Raw genomic sequence first — 20661 nt, 5'->3', positions numbered from 1 at the left:
CTCAGGCCGGGGCGACCGTCACCTTGGCGGGCTCGCTCTCGTTCTGGAGACGGTCGAGGGAGGTCACCAGATAGGTGCCCGGGGTCTTCGTGGTGAAAGTGGGTGATGCGACGACGGCCACGAGATTGCGGGCGTCGGTGGTCCGGCAGTCCTGGCCCGACTTCGGGACCTGGTAGACCGCGTACGAGCGGGCGCCCTGGCTGGCGTTCCACGAGATGACGGTGCCGGCCGCCTTGGCCCCGGCGGGTTTGGCCGGGGCGACGCCGCCGCGGTCCTTGATGAGCGGCAGCAGCGCCGGGCGGCTGTAGTGGTCCTTGGCCAGGCGGTCGATCGCGCTCAGCGGGTTGCTGAGCAACTGAGCGGCGCTGAAGAAGACGTCGCCGTCGACCCGCTCGTATTCGCGGTTGAACGTCAGATGGGCGGCTAGCTCGCCGGGCTTGGTCCAGGCCTTGTCGTCCGTGGTGCCCACCCGGTAGAGGGCCTGGCCGATGTAGAGGTCGACGCCGGTGCCCTTGACCTCGTTGTTCCACCAGGGCACCAGGGCCCGGTAGTCGGCCAGCCGGAAGCCGCGCGACCAGTAGAGCTGCGGCATGATGTAGTCGACCGTGCCCGACTTGATCCAGTGCCGCGCATCCGCATAAATCGCGTCATAGGCCGACATGCCCGAGGTGCTGGAGCCCGTCGGATCGTCCGACTTGTTGCGCCAGATGCCGAACGGGCTCACCCCGAATTTGACGTGTTTTTTAACCGCGTGGACGGCCACGTCGACCTGGGCGATCAGTTTGTCGACGTTCTCGCGCCGCCAGTCGGCCAGCTTCTCGCCGTCACCATACTTTGTAAAGGCGGCCGCGTCGTTGAACGCGCCGCCCTCGCCCGGATACGGGTAGAAGTAGTCGTCGAAGTGCACCCCGTCGATGTCGTAACGCCGCACCACATCGGTGACGACCTTGGTGACGTGCTCGCGGACCTGCGGCAGACCGGGGTTGTAGTAGAGGCGGCCGTCGTACTTGACGGTCCAGCCAGGGTGCTGGCGGGCCGGGTGGCCGGCGGGCAGCTTGGCCGTGTCGGCGTCATAGGCGGCGCGGTAGGGGTTGAACCAGGCGTGAAACTCCAGGCCGCGCTTGTGGGCCTCGTCGATGAGGAACGGCAGCGGGTCCCAGCCCGGGTCCTTGCCGGGCGTACCGGTCAGATACTGCGTCCACGGCTCGATCGAGGACCTGTAGAGCGCGTCGGAGGCCGGCCGTACCTGCACGAAGACCGCGTTGAAGCGGCGCTTGACGGCCGCGTCGAGCAGCTTGACGTACTCGGCCTGCTGCTTGGCCACCGGAAGGCCGGTGCGCGAGGGCCAGTCGATGTTCTTGACCGTGGCGATCCAGACGCCGCGCAGCTGGCGCTTGGGGTAGCGGGCGTCGGCGGTGCAGACGGTCTTCGCCTGCGCGGAGCTCGCCGTCTTCGTGCCGGACACGCCGGTCGAGGCGGTCGCCGCGGGCGTCTCCTTGGCTCCCGGGCCGAAGAGGTAGGCGGCGCCGGCTGTGACGGTGGCGAGGGCGGCAGCGGCGATGAGAGGGCGTCCGGTTCGCATGATGCTTCAGTCTTGCATTGCCTCTGACGTGCTTAGGTCGAAAAAAAGAAATCGATTCGTGATGTTCGTGTGCTGAAAGTGACGGCTGGGCCGGGAGGGACGGCGCTCCTCCCGGCCCGGACCGGTCGTCAGTCCCCGGCGGCTACCTTGTCGGCCACGTGCGTCGGCAGCGGCTCATAGCGCAGGAACGCGCGCTGGAAGGTGCCGGTGCCGTGCGACATGGACCGCAGGTCGATCGCGTAGCGGGTGATCTCCAGCTCGGGCACCTCGGCCTTGACCAGGGTGCGTCCCGTGCCCACCGGCTCGGTGCCGAGCACCCGGCCGCGCCGCGACGACAGATCCGACATCACCGAGCCCACGTAGTCGTCGGCCACCAGCACCGACAGCTCGTCGACCGGCTCCAGCAGCAGCGTCGACACCTTCGACGCGGCCTCTTTGAGCGCCAGCTGCCCGGCGATCTGGAAGGCCATGTCGGAGGAGTCGACCGAGTGCGCCTTGCCGTCGTACAGCGTGACGCGCACGTCCACCATCGGGTAGCCGGCGACGACGCCCCGCTCCATCTGGGCCCGCACGCCTTTCTCGACCGACGGGATGAACTGCCTGGGCACCACACCGCCGACGATCTTGTCCACGAACTCGAAACCCCCGCCGGAGGGCAGGGGCTCCACTTCCAGATGGCAGATCGCGAACTGGCCGTGACCGCCCGTCTGCTTGACGTTGCGGCCCATCGCCTGACACTTGCCGCCGAACGTCTCACGCAGCGGCACCCGCAGATCGACGCGCTCGACCTCGACGCCGTGCCGCTTGGACAACCGGTCGAGCAGTACGTCGGTGTGGGCCTCGCCCATGCACCACAGGACGAGCTGCCGGGTCTCGGCGTTGTTCTCCAGCCGGAGCGTCGGATCCTCGGCCACCAGGCGGCCCAGCGCCTGCGACAGCTTGTCCTCGTCGGCCTTGGACTTGGCCTGGATGGCGACGGGGAGCAGCGGCTCGGGCGTCTCCCATGCCGTCATGAGCAGGGGCTTCTCCACCTCCGACAGTGTGTCGCCCGTCTCGGCCCGGGAGAGCTTGGCCACGGCGATGATGTCGCCCGCCACGCCCTTCGCGGCGCTGCGCTGCTGCTTGCCCAGCGGGCAGGTGAGGGTCCCGATGCGCTCGTCCACGTCGTGGTCCTCGTGCCCGCGCTCGGCCAGGCCGTGCCCGGACACGTGCACGGTCATGTCGGGGCGCAGGGAGCCGGAGAAGATGCGCACCAGGCTGATGCGGCCCACGTACGGGTCGCTGGTGGTCTTGACGATCTCGGCGACCAGCGGGCCGTCGGGGTCGCAGGTGATGCCCTTGACAGGCTTGCCGTCGAGGGAGGTGATCTCCGGCATCGGGTGTTCGAGCGGGGAGGGGAAGCCCTGCGTCATGAGTTCGAGCACCTCTTGGGCGCCCACGCCGATGCCGCTGCAGAGCACGGGGAAGAAGCTGCCCCGCGCGACGGCCTTCTCGAGGTCCTCGATGAGGACCTTGGTGTCGATCGGCTCGCCCTCCAGGTAGCGCTCCATGAGCGACTCGTCTTCGCTCTCCTGGATGATGCCCTCGATCAGGACACCGCGGTGCTCCTCGATCTGCGACTGGTACTCGGTGCCCGGGTCCTTCTCGGTGCGCGTGCCCGTGGCGTAGTTGTAGAACTTCTGCGACAGCAGCCCGATCAGGCCGTTCACGTGCCCGTTGGTGATCACCGGCAGGTAGAGGGGGGCCACGCCGTCGCCGAAGATGTCCTGGCAGGTGGCGAGGGCCTCGTCGAAGTCGGCCCGCTGGTGGTCGATCTTGGTGATCACGACGGCTCTGGGCATGCCGACCTGGCTGCACTCCTCCCACAGCATCTGGGTGAGCCCGTCGATGCCCTCCGAGGCCGACACGACGAACAGGGCGGCGTCGGCCGCGCGCAGCCCGGCGCGCAGGTCGCCCACGAAGTCGGCGTAACCGGGGGTGTCCAGAAGATTGATTTTGATGCTGTTGTGCACCAGTGGCGCGAGTGACAGGTTCACCGAGCGCTGCTGCCGCACCTCCACCTCGTCGAAGTCGCTGACCGTATTGCCGTCCTCCACCCGGCCGGCCCGCTGGATGGTGCCGGTCGCGGCCAGCAGCTGCTCGACGAGGGTTGTCTTACCCGCTCCTGAGTGGCCGACCAGCACGACATTGCGTATCGCATCCGCCCTGTCGGCCGCTGGTGCCCTGCCCGCGGCTCCCATGGCATGGCCAGGGTTCTTCTCTGCCACATTCGCCTCCCGCGTCGTCGGTTGAGGTTGCCAACGCCGCGCCCGAGCGAGGGGACAGAAACCGCATGGACGCGGTGTGTTCACCAAATACCCCTGTGGCGAATATCACAAGGGGGATGGGGCAAAGAAAGTCGTCGGCTCGTTAATGGCCTACGATCAGACGGCGATGTTGAAACTCCTGCGCCCGGCCATGACCCGGATACTCACCCCGCTGGGCAGGGCACTCGCCGCCCGCGGGATCGGCCCGAACGTCGTCACGGCGATCGGCACGCTCGGCACCGTCGTCTGTGCCCTGCTCTTCCTGCCTCTGGGCCAGTTGTCGTGGGGCGCCCTGCTGATCACGGTGTTCGTGCTGTTCGACCTGCTCGACGGCCTGGTGGCCCGGCTCGGCGGGAAGGGGGGCAGCACCTGGGGCGCGTTCCTCGACTCGACGCTCGACCGGGTGGCCGACGCCGCCATCTTCTCCGGGCTGATTCTTTACTTCATCTCGAAGGACGACACGCTGATGGCCGCGGTGACGCTGGCCGGCCTGGTCGCCGGGGCCCTGGTGTCCTACGCCAAGGCCAGGGCGGAGGGGCTCGGGCTCACCTGTGACGTAGGTCTTGCCGAGCGGCCGGAGCGCTTGGTCGTCGCGCTGGTGGCCACCTTCTTCGCCGGGCTCGGCGTGCCGTACATTCTCCCCGCCGGGATGTGGCTGCTGGCGATCGCCAGCGCGATCACGGTGGTGCAGCGAGTGGTCCACGTTCATGGGCAGACGAGGCAGGCTGGGGAGCGATGAGCCAGAAGACGTCCGTCACCGATCGCGTCGTCGCCGCGGGGTTCGCGGCCGGCTGGAAACTGGTCCCGCTGCTGCCCCAGCGCGCGACCGCGGGGGCCTTCAGGCTCCTGGCCGACCGGGTGTGGCGCAGGCGTGGAAAGTCGGTACGCCGCCTGGAGTCCAATCTGGCCAGGGTGACCGGGCTCGATCCCGACAGCCGCGAGATGCGCGAGCTGAGCAGGGCGGGCATGCGCTCCTACTTCCGTTACTTCCACGAGGTGTTCCGGCTGCCGTCGATGCGCCGCGAGGACATCGTCCGCCGCACACACGTCACCGGCGCCGAGCACATCCACGACACGGTGGCCGCCGGGCGCGGGGTGGTGCTGGCGCTGCCGCACATGGGCAACTGGGACCAGGCCGGCGCGTGGCTGGTGGGCGTGGGCCATCCGTTCGCCACCGTCGCGGAGCGGCTCAAGCCCGAGTCGCTGTTCCGCCGCTACGTCGCCTTCCGCGAGGGGCTGGGCATGGAGGTGCTGCCGCTCACGGGCGGTGACGGCCACAACTTCGGCAGCCTCGCCACGCGCGTACGGCGGGGCGGCGTCGTCTGCCTGCCGGCCGAGCGCGACCTGACCAAGAGCGGCGTCGAGGTGCGCTTCTTCGGCTCGGCCACCAAGGTGCCCGCGGGGCCGCCGCTGCTCGCCGTGCAGACCGGGGCGGCGCTGCTGCCCGCCACCGTCTACTTCCACGGTGACGACTGGGGGATCGACATCCACGAGGAGATCCCCGTGCCCGAGGAGGGCACCAGGCAGGAGAAGGTCGCGGTCGTGGCGCAGCGCCTGACGGACGTCTTCGAGAAGGGCATCTCCGAGCACCCGGAGGACTGGCACATGCTGCAGCGGCTCTGGCTGGAGGACCTGGCCAGATGAAGGTCGGTATCGTCTGCCCCTATTCCTGGGACATGCCCGGCGGGGTCAAACAGCACATCGACGACCTGGCCCAGGCGCTGATCGCGCAGGAGCACGACGTCTCGGTCATCGCGCCGGCCGCCGACGACGAGGAGCTGCCGCCGTACGTGACGGGTGCGGGCCGGGCCATCCCGGTGCCGTACAACGGGTCGGTGGCCAGGATGTCGTTCGGCTTCATCTCGGCGGCCCGGGTGCGGCGCTGGGTGCGTGACGGCCGCTTCGACGTGCTGCACATCCACGAGCCGCTGGTGCCCAGCCTGGGCGTGCTGGCCTGCTGGGCGGCCAAGGGGCCGATCGTGGCCACCTTCCACGCCTCCTGGACGCGCTCGCGGGCCATCGCGGTGGCCGAGCCGCTGCTGCGCAGCGCGCTGGAGAAGCTCAGCGGGCGCATCGCGGTCTCCGACGCGGCCCGCAAGAGCCTGGTCGAGCAGTTCGGCGGCGATACCGTGCTGATCCCCAACGGCGTCACCGTCAGCCGCTACGCCCACGCCGAACCGCTCGACGGATGGGGGCCCGACGGCGCCACGCTCGGCTTCCTCGGCCGGATGGACGAGGAGCGCAAGGGCCTGCCGATCCTGCTGGACGCCTTCAAGCCGCTGGCGGCCGAACGTCCGGGGCTCAAGCTGCTCATCGCCGGTCCGGGCGACGCCAAGGACGTCTACGACCGGGTGCCCAAGGCGCTGCACGACCGGGTCACCGTGCTCGGCCAGGTGAGCGAGGCCGACAAGATCCGCGCCTATCACTCGGTCGACGTGTTCTGCGCGCCCAACACCCGGGGCGAGAGCTTCGGCATCGTGCTGGCGGAGGCGATGGCCTCCGGCGCGACCGTGCTGGCCAGCGACATCCCCGCCTTCCGCAGGGTGCTGGGCGACGGCCAGGCGGGCGCGCTGTTCACCAACGGCGACCCCGCCTCGCTCGCCCGCGAGGCGGCCGCGCTGCTCGACGCCCCGGAGCGCCGCGCCAAGCTGGCCGAGGAGGCGCTGGTCGCGGTCGGCAAGTACGACTGGTCGACGGTCGCCCGTGACGTGGTCCGGGTCTACGAGACGGTGACGGCCAGCGGCGTGGGCGGCGTGGAGGAAGACCTGTGACCTCGACCATGATCGTGCTGATCGCGGGCCTCGTCGTGGTGCTCACGGCCGTCTACATCTCGTGGCGGGCCGGCCGTCTCGACCGGATGCACATCCGGCTGGAGCTGGCCCACGAGGCGCTCGAGGCCGCGCTCATGCGACGCAGGGCCGTGGTGCTGGAGCTGGCCGGCTCCCGGCTGCTCGACCCGGCGACCTCGCTGGTGCTGGCCGCGGCGGCGCACGAGGCCAGGATGGCCGGGCCCGAGGAACGCGAGCACGCCGAGAGCGACCTGTCGGGCGCGCTGCGCGCCGCCGTCGACCAGGAGCGCTTCACCGAGAAGCTGTCGGAGTCGCCTGGCGGCCAGGTCCTGCTCGAAGAGCTCGGCGCGGCCGTGGCCAAGGTCGTCTACTCGCGCCGCTTCTACAACAGCGCCGTGGGAGTCACCCGTACGGCCCAGCGCCGCTGGCTCGCCAGAGTTCTGCGCCTGGCCGGGCACACCGAATACCCGCAATTCTTCGAGATTGATGACAATCCGCCCGCGACTATGGCAACTGAATGACCTGATTTGGAGAGCGCCGGTAGGCTTCTTCCGTTTCTGGGCCCATGCGGAGGAGTACACAGGTGCGGCTACCTCGGATGATTACCGTGACGCTGGCCGGGGCGGCTGTCCTGCTGCCGGTCGCGGCCTGCTCGTCGGACGAGCCCGCTGCGGGCAAGGCGCCGCAGGCCGCCACGGCGTCCCCGACCGAGGAGCCCACGGCGGAGGCGGGCGAGACCCATCCCTTCACCGGACTGCCGATGAAGGGGGCCGCCAAGCCGGTGCTCGCCGTGAAGATCGAGAACACCGCGGCCGGCAAGCCCCAGCTCGGGCTCAAGAGCGCGGACATCGTCTACGTCGAGCAGGTCGAGGCCGGTCTGACCCGCCTGATGGCCGTCTTCTCCTCGAAGCTGCCGGCCAAGGTGGGGCCCGTGCGCAGCGCCCGCATCTCCGACCTGCACATCGTGCCGCAGTTCGGCAAGCCCGCCTTCGCCTACTCGGGCGTGCAGTCGCTGATGCTGCCGTTCATGGCCAAGGCGTCGCTGTACGACGTCGGCGACACCCGCAACCCGGGCGCCTTCTTCCGCCAGCCGGGCCGCTTCGCCCCCTACAACCTGTTCGCCACCACCAAGAAGCTGCTGACCCGCGCGCCGGGCGCCGACAAGGCCAAGGACATCGGCTTCACCTTCGGCGACGCCCCGGCCGACGGCGGCGTGGACAAGAAGTCGTACACCGTCAAGTGGCCCGCCGCGCGCTTCACCTTCGGCTGGTCCGAGGCGGACAAGAAGTGGCTGATCTGGCAGGACGGCAAGAAGGACATGGCGGCGGAGGGCGGCCAGCTCGGCGCGCCGACGATCGTCGTCCAGTACACCAAGACCGAGCGCTCCCAGTTCCACGACAAGAACCAGAGCTACACGCCCCTGGTGCACAGCGTCGGCAAGGGCTCGGCGGTGGTACTGCGCGACGGCAAGGCGTACAAGGCGAAGTGGGAGCGGAAATCCGAGGAGAGCGGTACGACGTTCTCCACGGAGAGTGGCGAGCCGATGAACTTCGCGCCCGGCCAGGTCTGGGTCGCGCTCGCCAGCCGCAAGCCCGTTATCCCGTGAAAAGCCCACCTAGATGTACAAGAGCCTTGATAAATCCTGACATCGTGGTGTGTCGGGGGAGAGGTCTTCAGGACCTACCATGGGCTTGATAACTTACCGTTCGCCTTTGTGAGGAAGACCGTCGTGTCCAGCACGCCCGAAAACACCCCCGTCACCGGAACTGCGCGCGTCAAGCGCGGCATGGCCGAGATGCTCAAGGGCGGCGTCATCATGGACGTCGTCACCCCCGAGCAGGCGAAGATCGCCGAAGACGCCGGCGCCGTCGCCGTGATGGCCCTGGAGCGCGTGCCCGCCGACATTCGCGCGCAGGGCGGCGTTTCCCGGATGAGCGACCCTGACATGATCGACGGCATCATCGCCGCGGTGTCGATCCCGGTCATGGCCAAGGCCCGCATCGGCCACTTCACCGAGGCCCGCGTGCTGCAGGCCCTGGGCGTCGACTACGTCGACGAGTCGGAGGTCCTGACCCCGGCCGACTATGCCAACCACATCGACAAGTGGCAGTTCACCGTGCCCTTCGTGTGCGGCGCGACGAACCTGGGCGAGGCCCTGCGCCGCATCACCGAGGGCGCGGCCATGATCCGCTCCAAGGGCGAGGCCGGCACCGGCGACGTGTCCAACGCGGTCACCCACATGCGGACGATCCGCGGCGAGCTCAAGCGGCTCACCTCGCTGCCCGAGGACGAGCTGTACGTCGCCGCCAAGGAGCTGCAGGCGCCGTACGAGCTGGTGGCCGAGGTGGCCCGGGCCGGCAAGCTGCCCGTCGTGCTGTTCACCGCGGGCGGCATCGCCACCCCGGCCGACGCGGCGATGATGATGCAGCTCGGCGCCGAGGGCGTGTTCGTCGGCTCCGGCATCTTCAAGTCGGGCGACCCGGCCAAGCGCGCCGCGGCCATCGTCAAGGCCACGACGTTCTACGACGACCCGGACGTCATCGCCAAGGTCTCGCGCGGGCTGGGCGAGGCGATGGTCGGCATCAACGTCGACGACATCCCCCAGCCGCACCGCCTCGCCGAGCGCGGCTGGTAACAGGGCCACTGGCTCTTGGCGTGGGCGACGGCGCGCGCGACTGACGCGGGCGCCGTCGCGCCTTACGCCGTCGCGGGCGACGCACCCCTGCGGTTTCGCGCCGCAGGAGGGCACGCACGTTGTCGTGCGCCGTCGCGCGCGATGTCCCCCGCGCGTTTGCGTGCCGCAGGTGGGCGGCGTCCGCCCGCCTCTTGCGCGCTGGCAACGAGACGCGCCATGCCGTGCGTGTCGCGCGCTGCCATTGCGCGCCGTCGCGGGTGACGCGCCCTGTGGTTTTCGCGAACTACAGAGGCTGACCTCCGTCTGTGCCTTGCGTGTTGCCGTCGTGCGATGTGTCCCCGCACCTTTGCGTCCCGCAGGTGGGGCGCGCGAGGCACGCTCGGTCCCCTTGCGGGTCGCCTGCCCTTTCTTTGCGCTCCGGCGCGGGCGGCGTGTCCGCCGCGGCGAGGCGTTTCCGCCCCGGCGCGTCGTCGCAGGCCGCGGGGGCGTGGGGTGAGATGATCTAGGACGCCGGGTGCGCCGCCGGGACGGCGGAAATTTCCGAATGGGGCGATATCCGTGAAGGATGTCGCCTTTTTCATGTTAGGTGGTGTTCATCGGGGCGTCATGATCCTCCGTCAGGTTATCGAGACGTCCCCTCGCCAACCTCCCCAGGAGCCCCCCTTGTCCAAGCTCAACCGCCGCCACTTCCTCGTCGCCGGGTTAACCGCGGGCGCCGCCGCGGCCATCCCGGCCACCGCCGCGAACGCCGACCCCGTCAAGGACCCCGCCACCGAGACCGCCCAGAGCCTGGCCTCGCGGGGCCTGACGACCGACCCGTTCACGCTCGGCGTCGCCAGCGGCGACCCGGATCACGAGGGCTTCGTGCTCTGGACCCGCCTGGCCCAGCAGCCGCTGGCCGAGGACGGTTTCGGCGGCATGCCGCAGCGGCCGTTCCCCGTGCTGTGGCAGATCTACTCCGACGAGCGGTGCCGCCGCGTGGTCCGCAGCGGCGTCGCCGTGGCCGCTCCCGAATGGGGCCACACCGTCCACGTCGAGGCCGACCATCTCAGCTCCGACCGTGAGTACTGGTACCGCTTCCGCGTCGGCCCGTACATCTCGCCCGTCGGCCGGGCCAAGACCGCCCCGCACCCCCTGTCGTACGGCGGCGCCCTGTCGATGGCGTTCGTCTCCTGCGCCCAGTACGAGCACGGCTACTTCACCTCATACCGCAGGCTGGCCGAGGAGCACCCGGACCTGATCCTCCACCTGGGCGACTACCAGTACGAGTACACCAAGGACATCTACAACATCCCCGGCGGCAACGTACGCGACCACGAGGGCCCCGAGACCGTCACGCTGGCCAACTACCGCCAGCGCCACGCCCAGTACAAGGCCGACCCCGACCTGCAGGCCGCCCACGCCGCCGCCCCCTGGCTGGTCGTCTTCGACGACCACGAGGTGGACAACAACTGGGCCGACGAGATCCCGGAGCACGCCGAGGACCAGCCGACCTTCCTGCAGCGCCGCGAGGCCGCCTTCCGGGCCTACTACGAGAACATGCCGCTGCGCCGCACCTCCATCCCGCGCGGCGTCGACATGCAGCTCTACCGGCGCGTGCGCTGGGGCAGGATGGCCAGCTTCCACATGCTCGACACCCGCCAGTACCGCGACGACCAGGGCTGCGGCGACGGCTACAAGGACTGCCCGGCCGCCGTCGACCCCAGCAGGTCGATCACCGGAGCGGCCCAGGAGGAATGGCTGGTCGACGGCTTCCACAAGTCGCGGGCCCAGTGGGACATCATCGGCCAGCAGGTGTTCTTCGCCCAGCGTGACAACAACGCCGGCCCGGCCAAGGTCACCAGCATGGACGCCTGGGACGGCTACGTCGCCTCGCGCCAGCGGATCACGCAGGGCTGGGTCGACGCCAGGGTACGCAACCCGGTCGTGCTGACCGGGGACGTGCACGCGCACTGGGCCAGCGACCTCAAGCTGAACTACGACGACCCGACCGGCCCGACGGTGGGCTCCGAGCTGGTGGCCACCTCGATCTCCACCGGCGGCGACGGCGCCGACTCCGACCCGGCCACGCACCCGTTCCTGGCCATCAACCCGCACCTGAAGTTCTACAACAACCAGCGCGGCTACGTGCTGACGAAGATCGAGCGAGACGCGCTCACCGCGGACTTCAAGGTGGTGCCGCACCTGAGAGAGCCCGGCGCGGAGGCGTACACCAGGGCGACGTTCGTGGTCGAGGACGGCGTGCCCGGCGTGCAGCAGACGTACCTGCGCCCGCTCGACCCGTCCGTGCTCGCACGGCGCGTCACGGTGGACGAGACCGTCCGCCTGGAGACCGAACGCCCGTAACACCCGGAAAGGCGGCGTCCGTGAGGGCGCCGCCTTTTTTTGCATTTCGGAATATTAGCCAGGCTAAGTTAGTTAGGCTAAGCATCATGAAGGACGATCCCGCCGAGCTGGCCGAACAGGTTTCCGCGGTGCTCCGCCACCTGGTCCTGCTGCTCAGGCGCACGGTGGCGGGCCAGCCGGTCACCAGCCAGCAACTCTCCGTCCTCGGCTCTCTGGAGGCCGGCCCCCGCCGGATGACGGAACTGGCCGAGGAGCACGCCGTACAACTGCCCACCATGACCGTGCAGATCAACCGCCTGGCGGACGCCGGGCTGGTGGCCAGGGGCGCCGACCCGGCCGACGCCCGCGTCAGGACGGTCGAGCTCACGGACGAAGGCCGCGTCCGGCTGCTGGCCGTGCGCCAGGCCAGGATCGCCCACCTCAGCCGCGAACTGGCGGCGCTCACCGATGAGGAACGAGCCGCTCTGGCGGTCGCTCTGCCGGCGCTGGCGAAGCTCGGCCACAGGTGAAGCGCACGTGAAAGGAGCAATATGTCGTCCGGTGGCGGAATCCTTCGTCAGCCGATGTCCGTCTGGGCCACCGCCTTCGCCGCGGTGGTCGCGTTCATGGGCATCGGTCTCGTCGACCCCATCCTGCCGTCCATCGCCCAAGGTCTGAAGGCCACCCCCAGCCAGGTGTCGCTGCTGTTCACCAGCTATTTCCTGGTGACCGCCGTCGCCATGCTGCTGACCGGCTGGGTCTCCAGCCGCATCGGCGGCAAGCGCACGCTGCTGGCCGGGCTCACCCTGGTCATCGTGTTCGCCGCGCTCTCGGGCACCTCCACCAGCGTCGCCGAGCTCGTCGGCTTCCGCGCGGGCTGGGGCCTGGGCAACGCGCTGTTCGTGGCCACCGCGCTGGCCGTCATCGTCGGCGCGGCCAGTGGCGGCGGCTCCGCGGCCATCATCCTGTACGAGGCCGCGCTCGGCCTGGGCATCTCCGCCGGACCGCTGGCCGGAGCGCTGCTCGGCGACTGGAACTGGCGAGCCCCGTTCTTCGGCACCGCCACGCTGATGGCCCTCGGCTTCGTGCTGATCGCCACGCTGCTGAAGACGACCCCCAAGCCCCCCGTCAGGACCAAGCTCAGCGCGCCCATCCGGGCCCTGGCCCACGGCGGCCTGTCCACCACGGCCTTCACCGCGCTGTTCTACAACTTCGCCTTCTTCACGGTCCTCGCCTTCACCCCGTTCATCCTGCACATGACCGCCTACGGCATCGGCGCGGTGTTCTTCGGCTGGGGCGTGTGCGTGGCGCTCGCCTCGGTGTTCGCCGCGCCGCCGCTGCAGCGCCGGCTCGGCTCGGTGAACGTCCTGCACCTGGCGCTGGGCCTGCTGGCCGTCCTCCAGGTCGGCATCGCCGTGTCGGGACACGCCGGGATCATCGTCTTCACGATCCTGTCCGGCATCCCGATCGGCCTGAACAACACCGTCTTCACCGAGTCGGCCATGGAGGTCTCCGACGCGCCCAGGCCCGTCGCCTCCGCCGGCTACAACTTCGTCCGCTGGATGGGCGGCGCGCTGGCCCCGTTCATCGCCACCAAGCTGGGCGAGGAGCTCGGCGCCCCGGTGCCGTACGCGGTCGGCGCCCTCTGCTGCCTGATCGGCATGGGCATCCTGTACGGCCGGCGCCACCACCTCGGCGCCCTGACACGCGTGGACGACCTCGCGGTCCAGGAGGCCGCCACGGTCGGTTGATCGCGCCCCGTAGGAAGATCCGAGGCCGTCCTGGTGTTGAATTGTCCGAAACCCGCATCCGGACGGAAGGATTCACCGTGCCCACGATCGGTGTACTCGCTCTCCAGGGAAGCGTGCGCGAGCATGTGCGCATGCTCCAGGAGGCCGGCGCGTCGGCCATCGCCGTACGCCGGCCCGCCGAGCTGGACGCGGTCGACGGCCTGGTCATCCCCGGTGGCGAGTCGACCACGATGTGGAAGCTGGCCGACACCTTCGACCTGCTCGACCCGCTGCGGATACGGATCAAGGAGGGCATGCCCGCGTACGGCTCCTGCGCCGGCATGATCATGCTGGCCGACCGGATCGAGGACGGCGTCGACGGCCAGCAGACCATCGGCGGCATCGACATGGTCGTCAGGCGCAACGCGTTCGGCCGCCAGGTCGACTCCTTCGAGGCCGATCTCGACTTCGCCGGCGAGCCGGTGCACGCCATCTTCATCCGGGCCCCCTGGGTCGAATCGGTCGGCGCGGACGTCGAAGTGCTGGGTACCGCCGAGCCTGGGGATAGGATCGTCGCGGTCCGTCAAGGGCCGCTGCTCGCGACCTCGTTCCACCCTGAGCTGACGGGTGACACGCGCGTGCACCGATACTTCGTAGACATGCTGAGGGAGCTCTAGGTAATGTCCGGCCACTCCAAATGGGCGACGACGAAGCACAAGAAGGCCGCGCTCGACGCCAAGCGCGGCAAGCTGTTCGCGAAGCTCATCAAGAACATCGAGGTGGCGGCCAGGACCGGCGGCCCCGATCCGGACGCCAACCCGACGCTCTTCGACGCCATCTTCAAGGCCAAGAAGAACTCCGTGCCCAACGACAACATCGAGCGGGCCCGCAAGCGCGGTGGCGGCCTGGAGGCGGGCGGCGCCGACTGGCAGACCATCATGTACGAGGGCTACGCGCCCGGCGGCGTCGCGGTGCTCATCGAGTGCCTCACCGACAACCGCAACCGCGCGGCCTCCGAGGTGCGCGTCGCGCTCACCCGTAACGGCGGCTCGCTGGCCGACCCCAACTCGGTGTCCTACATGTTCAACCGCAAGGGCGTCGTGCTCGTGCCCAAGGACGGGGTCGACGAGGACGACGTGCTGGCGGCCGTGCTGGAGGCGGGCGCCGAGGAGGTCAACGACCTGGGCGACTCCTTCGAGGTCGTGTCCGAGGCCGGCGACCTGGTGCCGGTGCGCAAGGCGCTCCAGGAGGCGGGCATCGACTACGACTCCGCCGAGTCGAGCTTCCTGCCCACGATGAGCGTGCAGCTCGACGAGGACGGCGCCAAGAAGGTCTTCCGCCTCATCGACGCGCTCGAGGACAGCGACGACGTGCAGAACGTCTTCGCCAACTTCGACGTCTCCGACGAGATCATGGAGAAGCTGGAGGCGTGAGCGTTCACGCCTGATCGCCAGTCCGCTGTAGGGTCGGGCGTCGTGACCTCCCCCCGAACCCCTACCGAGACCTCAACCGACTTCGCGTCTCCGGCCCTGGGCTGGCTGCTTCTTCTGCCGGCGCTGCTGGGCACGCTGATCTCTTTGGTCCTGCCCACCGTCCAGACGATCCTGCTCAGCCTCCAGTCGGTCAGGCTCACCGGCCCGAGCGACTTCGTGGGTCTCGCCAACTTCGGCCGGGTGCTGGGCGAAGGGGCGTTCTGGAAGGCACTGGTCTTCACGCTCTCCCTGGCGGTCATGCCGCTGCTGGTGGCCGTGGTGGTGGGGCCGCTGCTCGCGCTGGCGCTCGACCGGTCGGGCGGCTGGCCCAGGCGGGCCGGGCGGATCGTGCTGTCCCTCGCCCTGGTGACGTTCTCCCCGGTGGCCGTGGCGATCTCGTGGATGCGCGGGCTGAGGCCCGACGCGTCCGGCCTGGTCACGCTGGCCGAAGGGCTGCGCGACCCCGCCACGGCGCCGGGAACGCTCCAGCTCGTCATCGTCGCCGCCACCTTCGGCGTGGTCTGCGCGCTGGCGACGCTGGCGTTCCTGCCCGCGCTGCGCGGCGGCACCGTCTCCACGGCCATGCTCGCCGTGGGCGCGCTCGTCGCGCTGGCGATGATCGCCGCCGGGCTGCAGACGTTCTCGATCGGGCTGACCATGACGCACGGCGGGCCCAACGGGTCCACCCAGACGCTGAGCCTCGTCCAGTACACCTACACGTTCATGATGGTCAAGGTCGAGCTGGGCGCCACGGTGGCGACCGTCATCGGGGTGATCCTGGGCGTCCTGGGGATCGCCGCGGTCTGCGTGGCGGCGGCGAGCGGCATGCGCATCACGATCGTGCCCCGCGAGAACGCGCAGGACCCCGATGCGACCCGGTCCGGCTCCGGCGCGAAGGCGGCCGTCGGCGTGGTGGCGCTGGTCGTCGTCGCGGTCGTCGGGCTCGTCCTGGCCTGGCCGTGGCTGTCGGCGCTGTTCGCCCCCGCCCAGCCGGGCTCCGCGGCCCCGTCCGGGCTGCGTACCGTCGTCAACACCTGGGCGCCCGCCCTCATCGGCGCGCTGGTGTCGGTCGGCGTCGCCTACCTCGCCGCGCTCGGCATCGGCGGCCTGCGACCCCTGGGCCGCAGGAGCGAGTGGCTGCTGCTCGCTTTCGCCCCCTGGCTGTTCGTCGGGATGGGCCCGCTGAGCGTCGCCGACTGGCGGACCATCCGCAGCATGGGCATGATCGACTCCTTCGTGGCCCTCGTCCAGCCGATCCTGGTCAGCGTGCCCGCCCTGCTGATCCTGACGCTGCTGTGCAAGGGGCTGGCGGCGCGCACCGGCAAGGACTTCCTGAGCGGAGTGGTCCTGCCCTCACTACCGATGGCGGGCATCCTCGCCCTGGCCGTCACGCTGGTGAACGGCCATGACCTCCTCTGGCCCCTGCTGGTCGCCCAGGAGCCCGGCCTGGCCACCGCGCCGGTCGCGCTGCTCACCCAGACGACCGGCTACACCTCGGCGTGGCCCGACATCGGCCTGGCCACGCCGCTGGCCGTGGTCGCCGTCGCCCTGATCGGCATCGTGGCCGCGCAACTGCTCTACCTCGACCGGCTCGCCATCACCGTGGGCGGTTCGCGGGAGGACGCGCTGCCTGCGTAAATTGTGGGTTCGTGGACATCCGTGATGTGACCTCCGACGACCTCGACGCCGTCCTCGACCTTCGCAGGCGCGCCTTCGGCCCGATCCCGGCCGCCGCACGGGAGCGCTGGCGCGAGGGGACGCTGCCCGCGCTGACCGAGGGCCGCTACGTGGGCGTCTTCGACGGCCCCAGGCTGGTCGCGGCCGCGCGGCTGCGACCGTTCACCCAGTGGTGGCACGGCAAGCCGCAGCCCATGGCCGGGGTCGCGGCCGTCACCGTCAACCCGGAGGACCGCGGCAAGGGCGTCGGCGGCCGGCTCATGCGGGCCACCGTGGAGCGGGCCGTCGCACTCGGCGACGCCGTGTCCGCGCTCTATCCGGCGACCACGCCCCTCTACCGCTCGGCCGGCTACGAGCACGCGGGAGCCCGGCACCACGTCAAGCTCCGGGCCGAGTCGCTGCGTACGATCCCGCCGTCCGGCGAGGTCAAGCTCCGCAGGATGGGCCCCGGCGACGCGGCGGACCTGGTCTCCGTGCTGCGGCAGGCACACGGCGCCGCGCGTGCCTCCGGGCCCGTCTCGTGGGACGAGCGCACCTGGGGGCGCCTGCTCGAGGCGGAGGACGACTTCCTCTACCTGGCGCCGGACGGCTACGTCATCTACCGCTGGGACGGTCAGGACATCGAGGTCGACAACCTCGTCGCCGGATCCGAGGAGACCTCCAGGGCGCTGTGGTCGCTGGTGGGCTCCGCCTCGTCGATGGCCGAGCACGTCACCGCCAGCGTCGCGCCCGACGACCCGGTGCTGTGGCAGCTGCGCGAGCGGTCGACGGAGCAGGTGCGGCAGGTGCGATGGATGCTGCGCGTCCTCGACGTGGCGGCGGCCGTGGAGCGCAGGGGATATCCGGCCGTCGTCGCCGGCGACGCGGTCGTCGAGGTGGCCGACCGGCTCCGGCCGGGCAACACGGGGCGCTGGCGGCTGGAGTTCGCCGGCGGCGCCGGGGCCGCCACACCGCTCGGGGACTCGGCGGAGTCCGGGCCGGTGCTGTCTATCAACGGCTTCTCCGCCCTGTACGCCGGGATCCCGGCGGCCACGCTGCGGCGCAGCGGCCTCATGTCCGGGCATGAGCGGTACGACGAGCTGCTCGACGCCGCTTTCGCCGCCAGGCCATACATGCTGGACTACTTCTGACGGGCTCGCCCTCGTCCGCCGGTCCGGCCGGGCGTTTCCCGATGCGCGGGCACGTCAGCCGGGGTAGAGTCTCGTGCCGAACAGATGTTCGGCGGCGCGGGGAGGCAGGCCGGTGCGGGTGATGGGCGTCGATCCGGGGCTGACCCGGTGCGGCCTGGGCGCGGTCGAGGGGCGGCCGGGCGCGCCGCTGTCCCTGGTGGCCGTCGGGGTGGTGCGCACCGGCGCCGACGAGGAGCTGGGCGCCCGGCTGGTCGGCATCGAGGCCGGCATCGAGCAGTGGCTCGACGACGTGCGGCCCGACGCGGTGGCGGTCGAGCGGGTGTTCAGCCAGCACAACGTCCGCACGGTCATGGGCACCGCCCAGGCGGCGGGCATCGCGATCCTGTGCGCGTCCAGGCGCGGCCTGCCCGTCGCGCTCCACACCCCCTCCGAGGTCAAGGCCGCCATCACCGGCAGCGGCACCGCCGACAAGAAGCAGATCGGCGCCATGGTGACCCGCCTGCTGCGGCTCAGCGAGATGCCCAAGCCCGCCGACGCCGCCGACGCGCTCGCCCTGGCCATCTGCCACGTATGGCGCGGCGGGGCCCAGCTCCGCCTGGCCGAGGCCATGGCCAAGGCCCAGGGCCGCACCGCACGGGCCCGTACGACACGGAAGGACGTGGCGCTGTGATCGCGTCGGTGGCCGGACAGGTGACGGCGATCGCCCCCTACGGTGCGGTGATCGAGGTCGGCGGGGTCGGCATCCTCACCCACTGCACACCCGCCACCCTGGCCACGCTCAGGGTGGGCGAGGAGGCGCGGCTGGCCACGTCGCTGGTGGTGCGCGAGGAGTCGCTCACCCTCTTCGGCTTCGCCACCGCCGACGAGCGCACCGTTTTCGAGCTGCTCCAGACGGCCAGCGGCGTCGGCCCCAAGCTGGCGCTGGCCATGCTCGCCGTCCACTCGCCCAACGCGCTGCGCGTGGCCGTCGCCTCCGCCGACCTCAAGGCGCTCACCCAGGTGCCGGGCATCGGCCAGAAGGGCGCCCAGCGCATCGTCCTGGAGCTCAAGGACCGGCTCGGCACACCCGACGAGGCGGTCGACGCGGCACTCAACGGCGGCCGGCGGGTGGCGGCCTGGCGCGACCAGGTCCACTCGGGGCTGGTGGGGCTGGGCTACTCCAGCAAGGACGCCGACGAGGCCATCGCCATCATCGAGCCGGAGGCCGGTGACGACCCGCAGATCGCCGTCCTGCTGAAGTCCGCCCTGCGATCGCTGAGCAGCGCGCGATGAGCGGGCCGGTCCGGTCCCCGCTGGGGGAGGTGGCGGCGTGAGCCTCGAGCGTGATCTCGTGTCACCCGACGCCGAGGGCGACGAGGTGCAGATCGAGGCGGCGCTGCGGCCCAAGCGGCTGAGTGAGTTCATCGGCCAGGCGCGGGTGCGGGAGCAGCTGTCGCTGGTGCTGGAGAGCGCCATGCGGCGTAATCGGCCGCCGGATCATGTGCTGATGAACGGTTCGCCGGGTCTGGGCAAGACGACACTGGCTATGATCATCGCAGCCGAGTTGAGCGTTCCGCTCCGCATCACGTCAGGGCCGGCCCTGGAGCGGGCCGGTGACCTCGCGGCCATCCTGTCGACGCTGGCCGAGGGCGAGGTGCTGTTCATCGACGAGATCCACCGGATGGCCCGCCCCGCCGAGGAGATGCTCTATCTCGCGATGGAGGACTTCCGCGTCGACATCATCGTCGGCAAGGGCCCAGGAGCCACCGCGATCCCGCTCGACATCGCGCCGTTCACCCTGGTCGGCGCCACCACCAGGGCCGGGCTGCTGCCCGCGCCGCTGCGCGACCGGTTCGGCTTCACCGCGCACCTGGACTTCTACGAGGTCGAGGAGCTGGAGCGGGTCCTCTACCGCTCGTCCAGGCTGCTCGACGTGCGGCTGCCGGCCGAAGGCGCGCACGAGATCGCCCGGCGCTCGCGCGGCACGCCCCGCATCGCCAACCGCCTGCTGCGCCGGGTCCGCGACTTCGCCGACGTCCGCGCGGACGGCGTCATCGACCGTGACATCGCCTCCGCGGCCCTCAATCTGTACGAAGTCGACGCCGAAGGGCTCGACCGGCTCGACCGGGCGGTGCTCGGGGTGCTGCTGCGCAAGTTCGGCGGCGGTCCCGTCGGCCTGTCCACGCTCGCCGTGGCCGTCGGCGAGGAGCCGGAGACCGTCGAAGTGGTGGCCGAGCCCTTCCTCGTACGCCAAGGACTGCTGGCCAGGACCCCGCGCGGCCGGGTCGCCACCGCCGCGGCCTGGCACCATCTCGGGATGACACCGCCGCCCGACGCCTTCGGAGCCACGCTTTTCGACTGATCACAGAACGGTTGCAACCGTTTCAATATGGGAACTTCCCCGCGCGCCGAAACGCTGCCTCGTTGCCGCGTTTCGCAACAACGGCCTACACTCCGTGGCTTGGCTGGCTGTGTAGGCTGACGGGCTGAGCGGCGCGGCCCCGACGTTACGCACGGAATTTCCGGCGCGAGGCCGGTGTCAACTTCTTGTACGACAATGGAAGGTCGCTCCTTATGGACATGGGACAACTCGGAAGCATCCTGCCGCTGATCCTTCTGGTGGTGGTGTTCTACTTCTTGCTGATCCGCCCCCAGCGCAAGCGCCAGCAAGAGGCGACCGCCATGCAGAACTCACTGGCGCCGGGTGCTCGGGTCATGACGACGACTGGCCTGTTCGCCACCGTGGTCGCAGTAGAGAATGAGGACGTGGTTCTTGAGGTCGCTCCCGGGATCGAGACCCGATGGGTGAAGGCCGCCATCGGGCGCGTCGTCACTCCCGGCGACGCTCCGGCTGACGAGCCCCTCGCTGACGAGCCCGTGGTGGACGCCGCCGCTGACGACACGGCCGCCCACGAGGCCAAGGTCGACGACAAGGACGACACCCCCCGCGAAGAGACCGAGCCGACCGTGGAGCGCAACGGCGGCAAGGACTCCAGCTCCAAGCAGTCCTGACTAGGCTCTGCCTCAAACCCCTAT

Annotated in this window: 19 protein-coding genes; 17 read left to right on the top strand and 2 right to left on the bottom strand. The window is 70.3% G+C overall.

The annotated features are described in order from the left end of the window. Position 1: 1 nt before the first annotated feature. Together KLK06_RS28100 and KLK06_RS28095 are read right to left on the bottom strand one after the other, a co-directional pair. The gene (locus tag KLK06_RS28100) at positions 2-1582 is read right to left on the bottom strand and encodes a glycoside hydrolase family 10 protein (RefSeq protein WP_214638646.1); all 1581 of its coding nucleotides are present in this window, start codon (positions 1580-1582) and stop codon (positions 2-4) included. A 128-nt stretch (positions 1583-1710) separates the two neighbouring features. Continuing rightward, the gene (locus tag KLK06_RS28095) at positions 1711-3849 is read right to left on the bottom strand and encodes an elongation factor G-like protein EF-G2 (protein WP_214638645.1); all 2139 of its coding nucleotides are present in this window, start codon (positions 3847-3849) and stop codon (positions 1711-1713) included. A gap of 166 nt (positions 3850-4015) precedes the next feature. Here KLK06_RS28095 and pgsA point away from each other — a divergent pair, with 166 nt between their 5' ends. From pgsA to yajC, 17 genes are all read left to right on the top strand, one after another. Further along, a complete protein-coding gene (gene pgsA, locus KLK06_RS28090; protein ID WP_214638644.1) occupies positions 4016-4627 on the top strand; it encodes a phosphatidylinositol phosphate synthase in 612 nt (203 codons plus the stop codon). After that, a complete protein-coding gene (locus tag KLK06_RS28085; protein WP_214638643.1) occupies positions 4624-5532 on the top strand; it encodes a phosphatidylinositol mannoside acyltransferase in 909 nt (302 codons plus the stop codon). Before pgsA ends, KLK06_RS28085 begins: the two co-directional genes overlap by 4 nt. Beyond that, positions 5529-6659, top strand: coding sequence for a glycosyltransferase family 4 protein (locus KLK06_RS28080; RefSeq protein ID WP_214638642.1), 1131 nt, complete (start codon positions 5529-5531; stop codon positions 6657-6659). The genes KLK06_RS28085 and KLK06_RS28080 overlap by 4 nt, the downstream gene beginning before the upstream one ends. 8 nt (positions 6660-6667) lie before the next feature. Continuing rightward, positions 6668-7198 (top strand): hypothetical protein, encoded by a 531-nt coding sequence (locus KLK06_RS28075; RefSeq protein WP_214638991.1) that lies wholly within the window; start codon positions 6668-6670, stop codon positions 7196-7198. Between the two features lie 77 nt (positions 7199-7275). Beyond that, entirely contained in the window at positions 7276-8283 is a 1008-nt protein-coding gene (locus tag KLK06_RS28070) for a DUF3048 domain-containing protein (RefSeq protein WP_214638641.1), read from the top strand. A gap of 108 nt (positions 8284-8391) precedes the next feature. Beyond that, the gene (pdxS, locus tag KLK06_RS28065) at positions 8392-9312 is read left to right on the top strand and encodes a pyridoxal 5'-phosphate synthase lyase subunit PdxS (protein ID WP_308168480.1); all 921 of its coding nucleotides are present in this window, start codon (positions 8392-8394) and stop codon (positions 9310-9312) included. 663 nt (positions 9313-9975) lie between these two features. Next, complete coding sequence (locus KLK06_RS28060) at positions 9976-11658, top strand: alkaline phosphatase (protein WP_214638640.1); 1683 nt, start codon at positions 9976-9978, stop codon at positions 11656-11658. Positions 11659-11744: 86 nt separating this feature from the next. Next, on the top strand, positions 11745-12167 hold the full coding sequence (locus KLK06_RS28055; RefSeq protein WP_214638639.1) for a MarR family winged helix-turn-helix transcriptional regulator: 423 nt from the start codon (positions 11745-11747) through the stop codon (positions 12165-12167). A gap of 54 nt (positions 12168-12221) precedes the next feature. After that, complete coding sequence (locus tag KLK06_RS28050) at positions 12222-13388, top strand: MFS transporter (RefSeq protein ID WP_250906150.1); 1167 nt, start codon at positions 12222-12224, stop codon at positions 13386-13388. Between the two features lie 77 nt (positions 13389-13465). After that, positions 13466-14044, top strand: coding sequence for a pyridoxal 5'-phosphate synthase glutaminase subunit PdxT (gene pdxT / locus KLK06_RS28045; protein WP_214638637.1), 579 nt, complete (start codon positions 13466-13468; stop codon positions 14042-14044). A 3-nt stretch (positions 14045-14047) separates the two neighbouring features. Continuing rightward, the gene (locus KLK06_RS28040) at positions 14048-14800 is read left to right on the top strand and encodes a YebC/PmpR family DNA-binding transcriptional regulator (RefSeq protein ID WP_214638636.1); all 753 of its coding nucleotides are present in this window, start codon (positions 14048-14050) and stop codon (positions 14798-14800) included. Positions 14801-14842: 42 nt separating this feature from the next. Beyond that, positions 14843-16477 (top strand): carbohydrate ABC transporter permease, encoded by a 1635-nt coding sequence (locus KLK06_RS62505; RefSeq protein ID WP_214638635.1) that lies wholly within the window; start codon positions 14843-14845, stop codon positions 16475-16477. Between the two features lie 11 nt (positions 16478-16488). Next, positions 16489-17646 (top strand): GNAT family N-acetyltransferase, encoded by a 1158-nt coding sequence (gene eis / locus KLK06_RS28030; protein WP_308168479.1) that lies wholly within the window; start codon positions 16489-16491, stop codon positions 17644-17646. 112 nt (positions 17647-17758) lie between these two features. Further along, a complete protein-coding gene (gene ruvC, locus KLK06_RS28025; protein WP_214638634.1) occupies positions 17759-18316 on the top strand; it encodes a crossover junction endodeoxyribonuclease RuvC in 558 nt (185 codons plus the stop codon). Continuing rightward, the gene (ruvA, locus tag KLK06_RS28020; protein ID WP_214638633.1) at positions 18313-18918 is read left to right on the top strand and encodes a Holliday junction branch migration protein RuvA; all 606 of its coding nucleotides are present in this window, start codon (positions 18313-18315) and stop codon (positions 18916-18918) included. Before ruvC ends, ruvA begins: the two co-directional genes overlap by 4 nt. Before the next feature lie 37 nt (positions 18919-18955). After that, entirely contained in the window at positions 18956-19987 is a 1032-nt protein-coding gene (gene ruvB, locus KLK06_RS28015) for a Holliday junction branch migration DNA helicase RuvB (protein WP_214638632.1), read from the top strand. A 218-nt stretch (positions 19988-20205) separates the two neighbouring features. After that, on the top strand, positions 20206-20637 hold the full coding sequence (gene yajC, locus KLK06_RS28010; RefSeq protein WP_250906149.1) for a preprotein translocase subunit YajC: 432 nt from the start codon (positions 20206-20208) through the stop codon (positions 20635-20637). Positions 20638-20661 lie beyond the last annotated feature (24 nt).

It is taken from the genome of Nonomuraea sp. NEAU-A123 (assembly GCF_018603905.1).
Classification (GTDB): domain Bacteria; phylum Actinomycetota; class Actinomycetes; order Streptosporangiales; family Streptosporangiaceae; genus Nonomuraea.
Note: the sequence above shows the minus strand (reverse complement) of the source record. Positions and strands in the feature narration are given on the sequence as shown.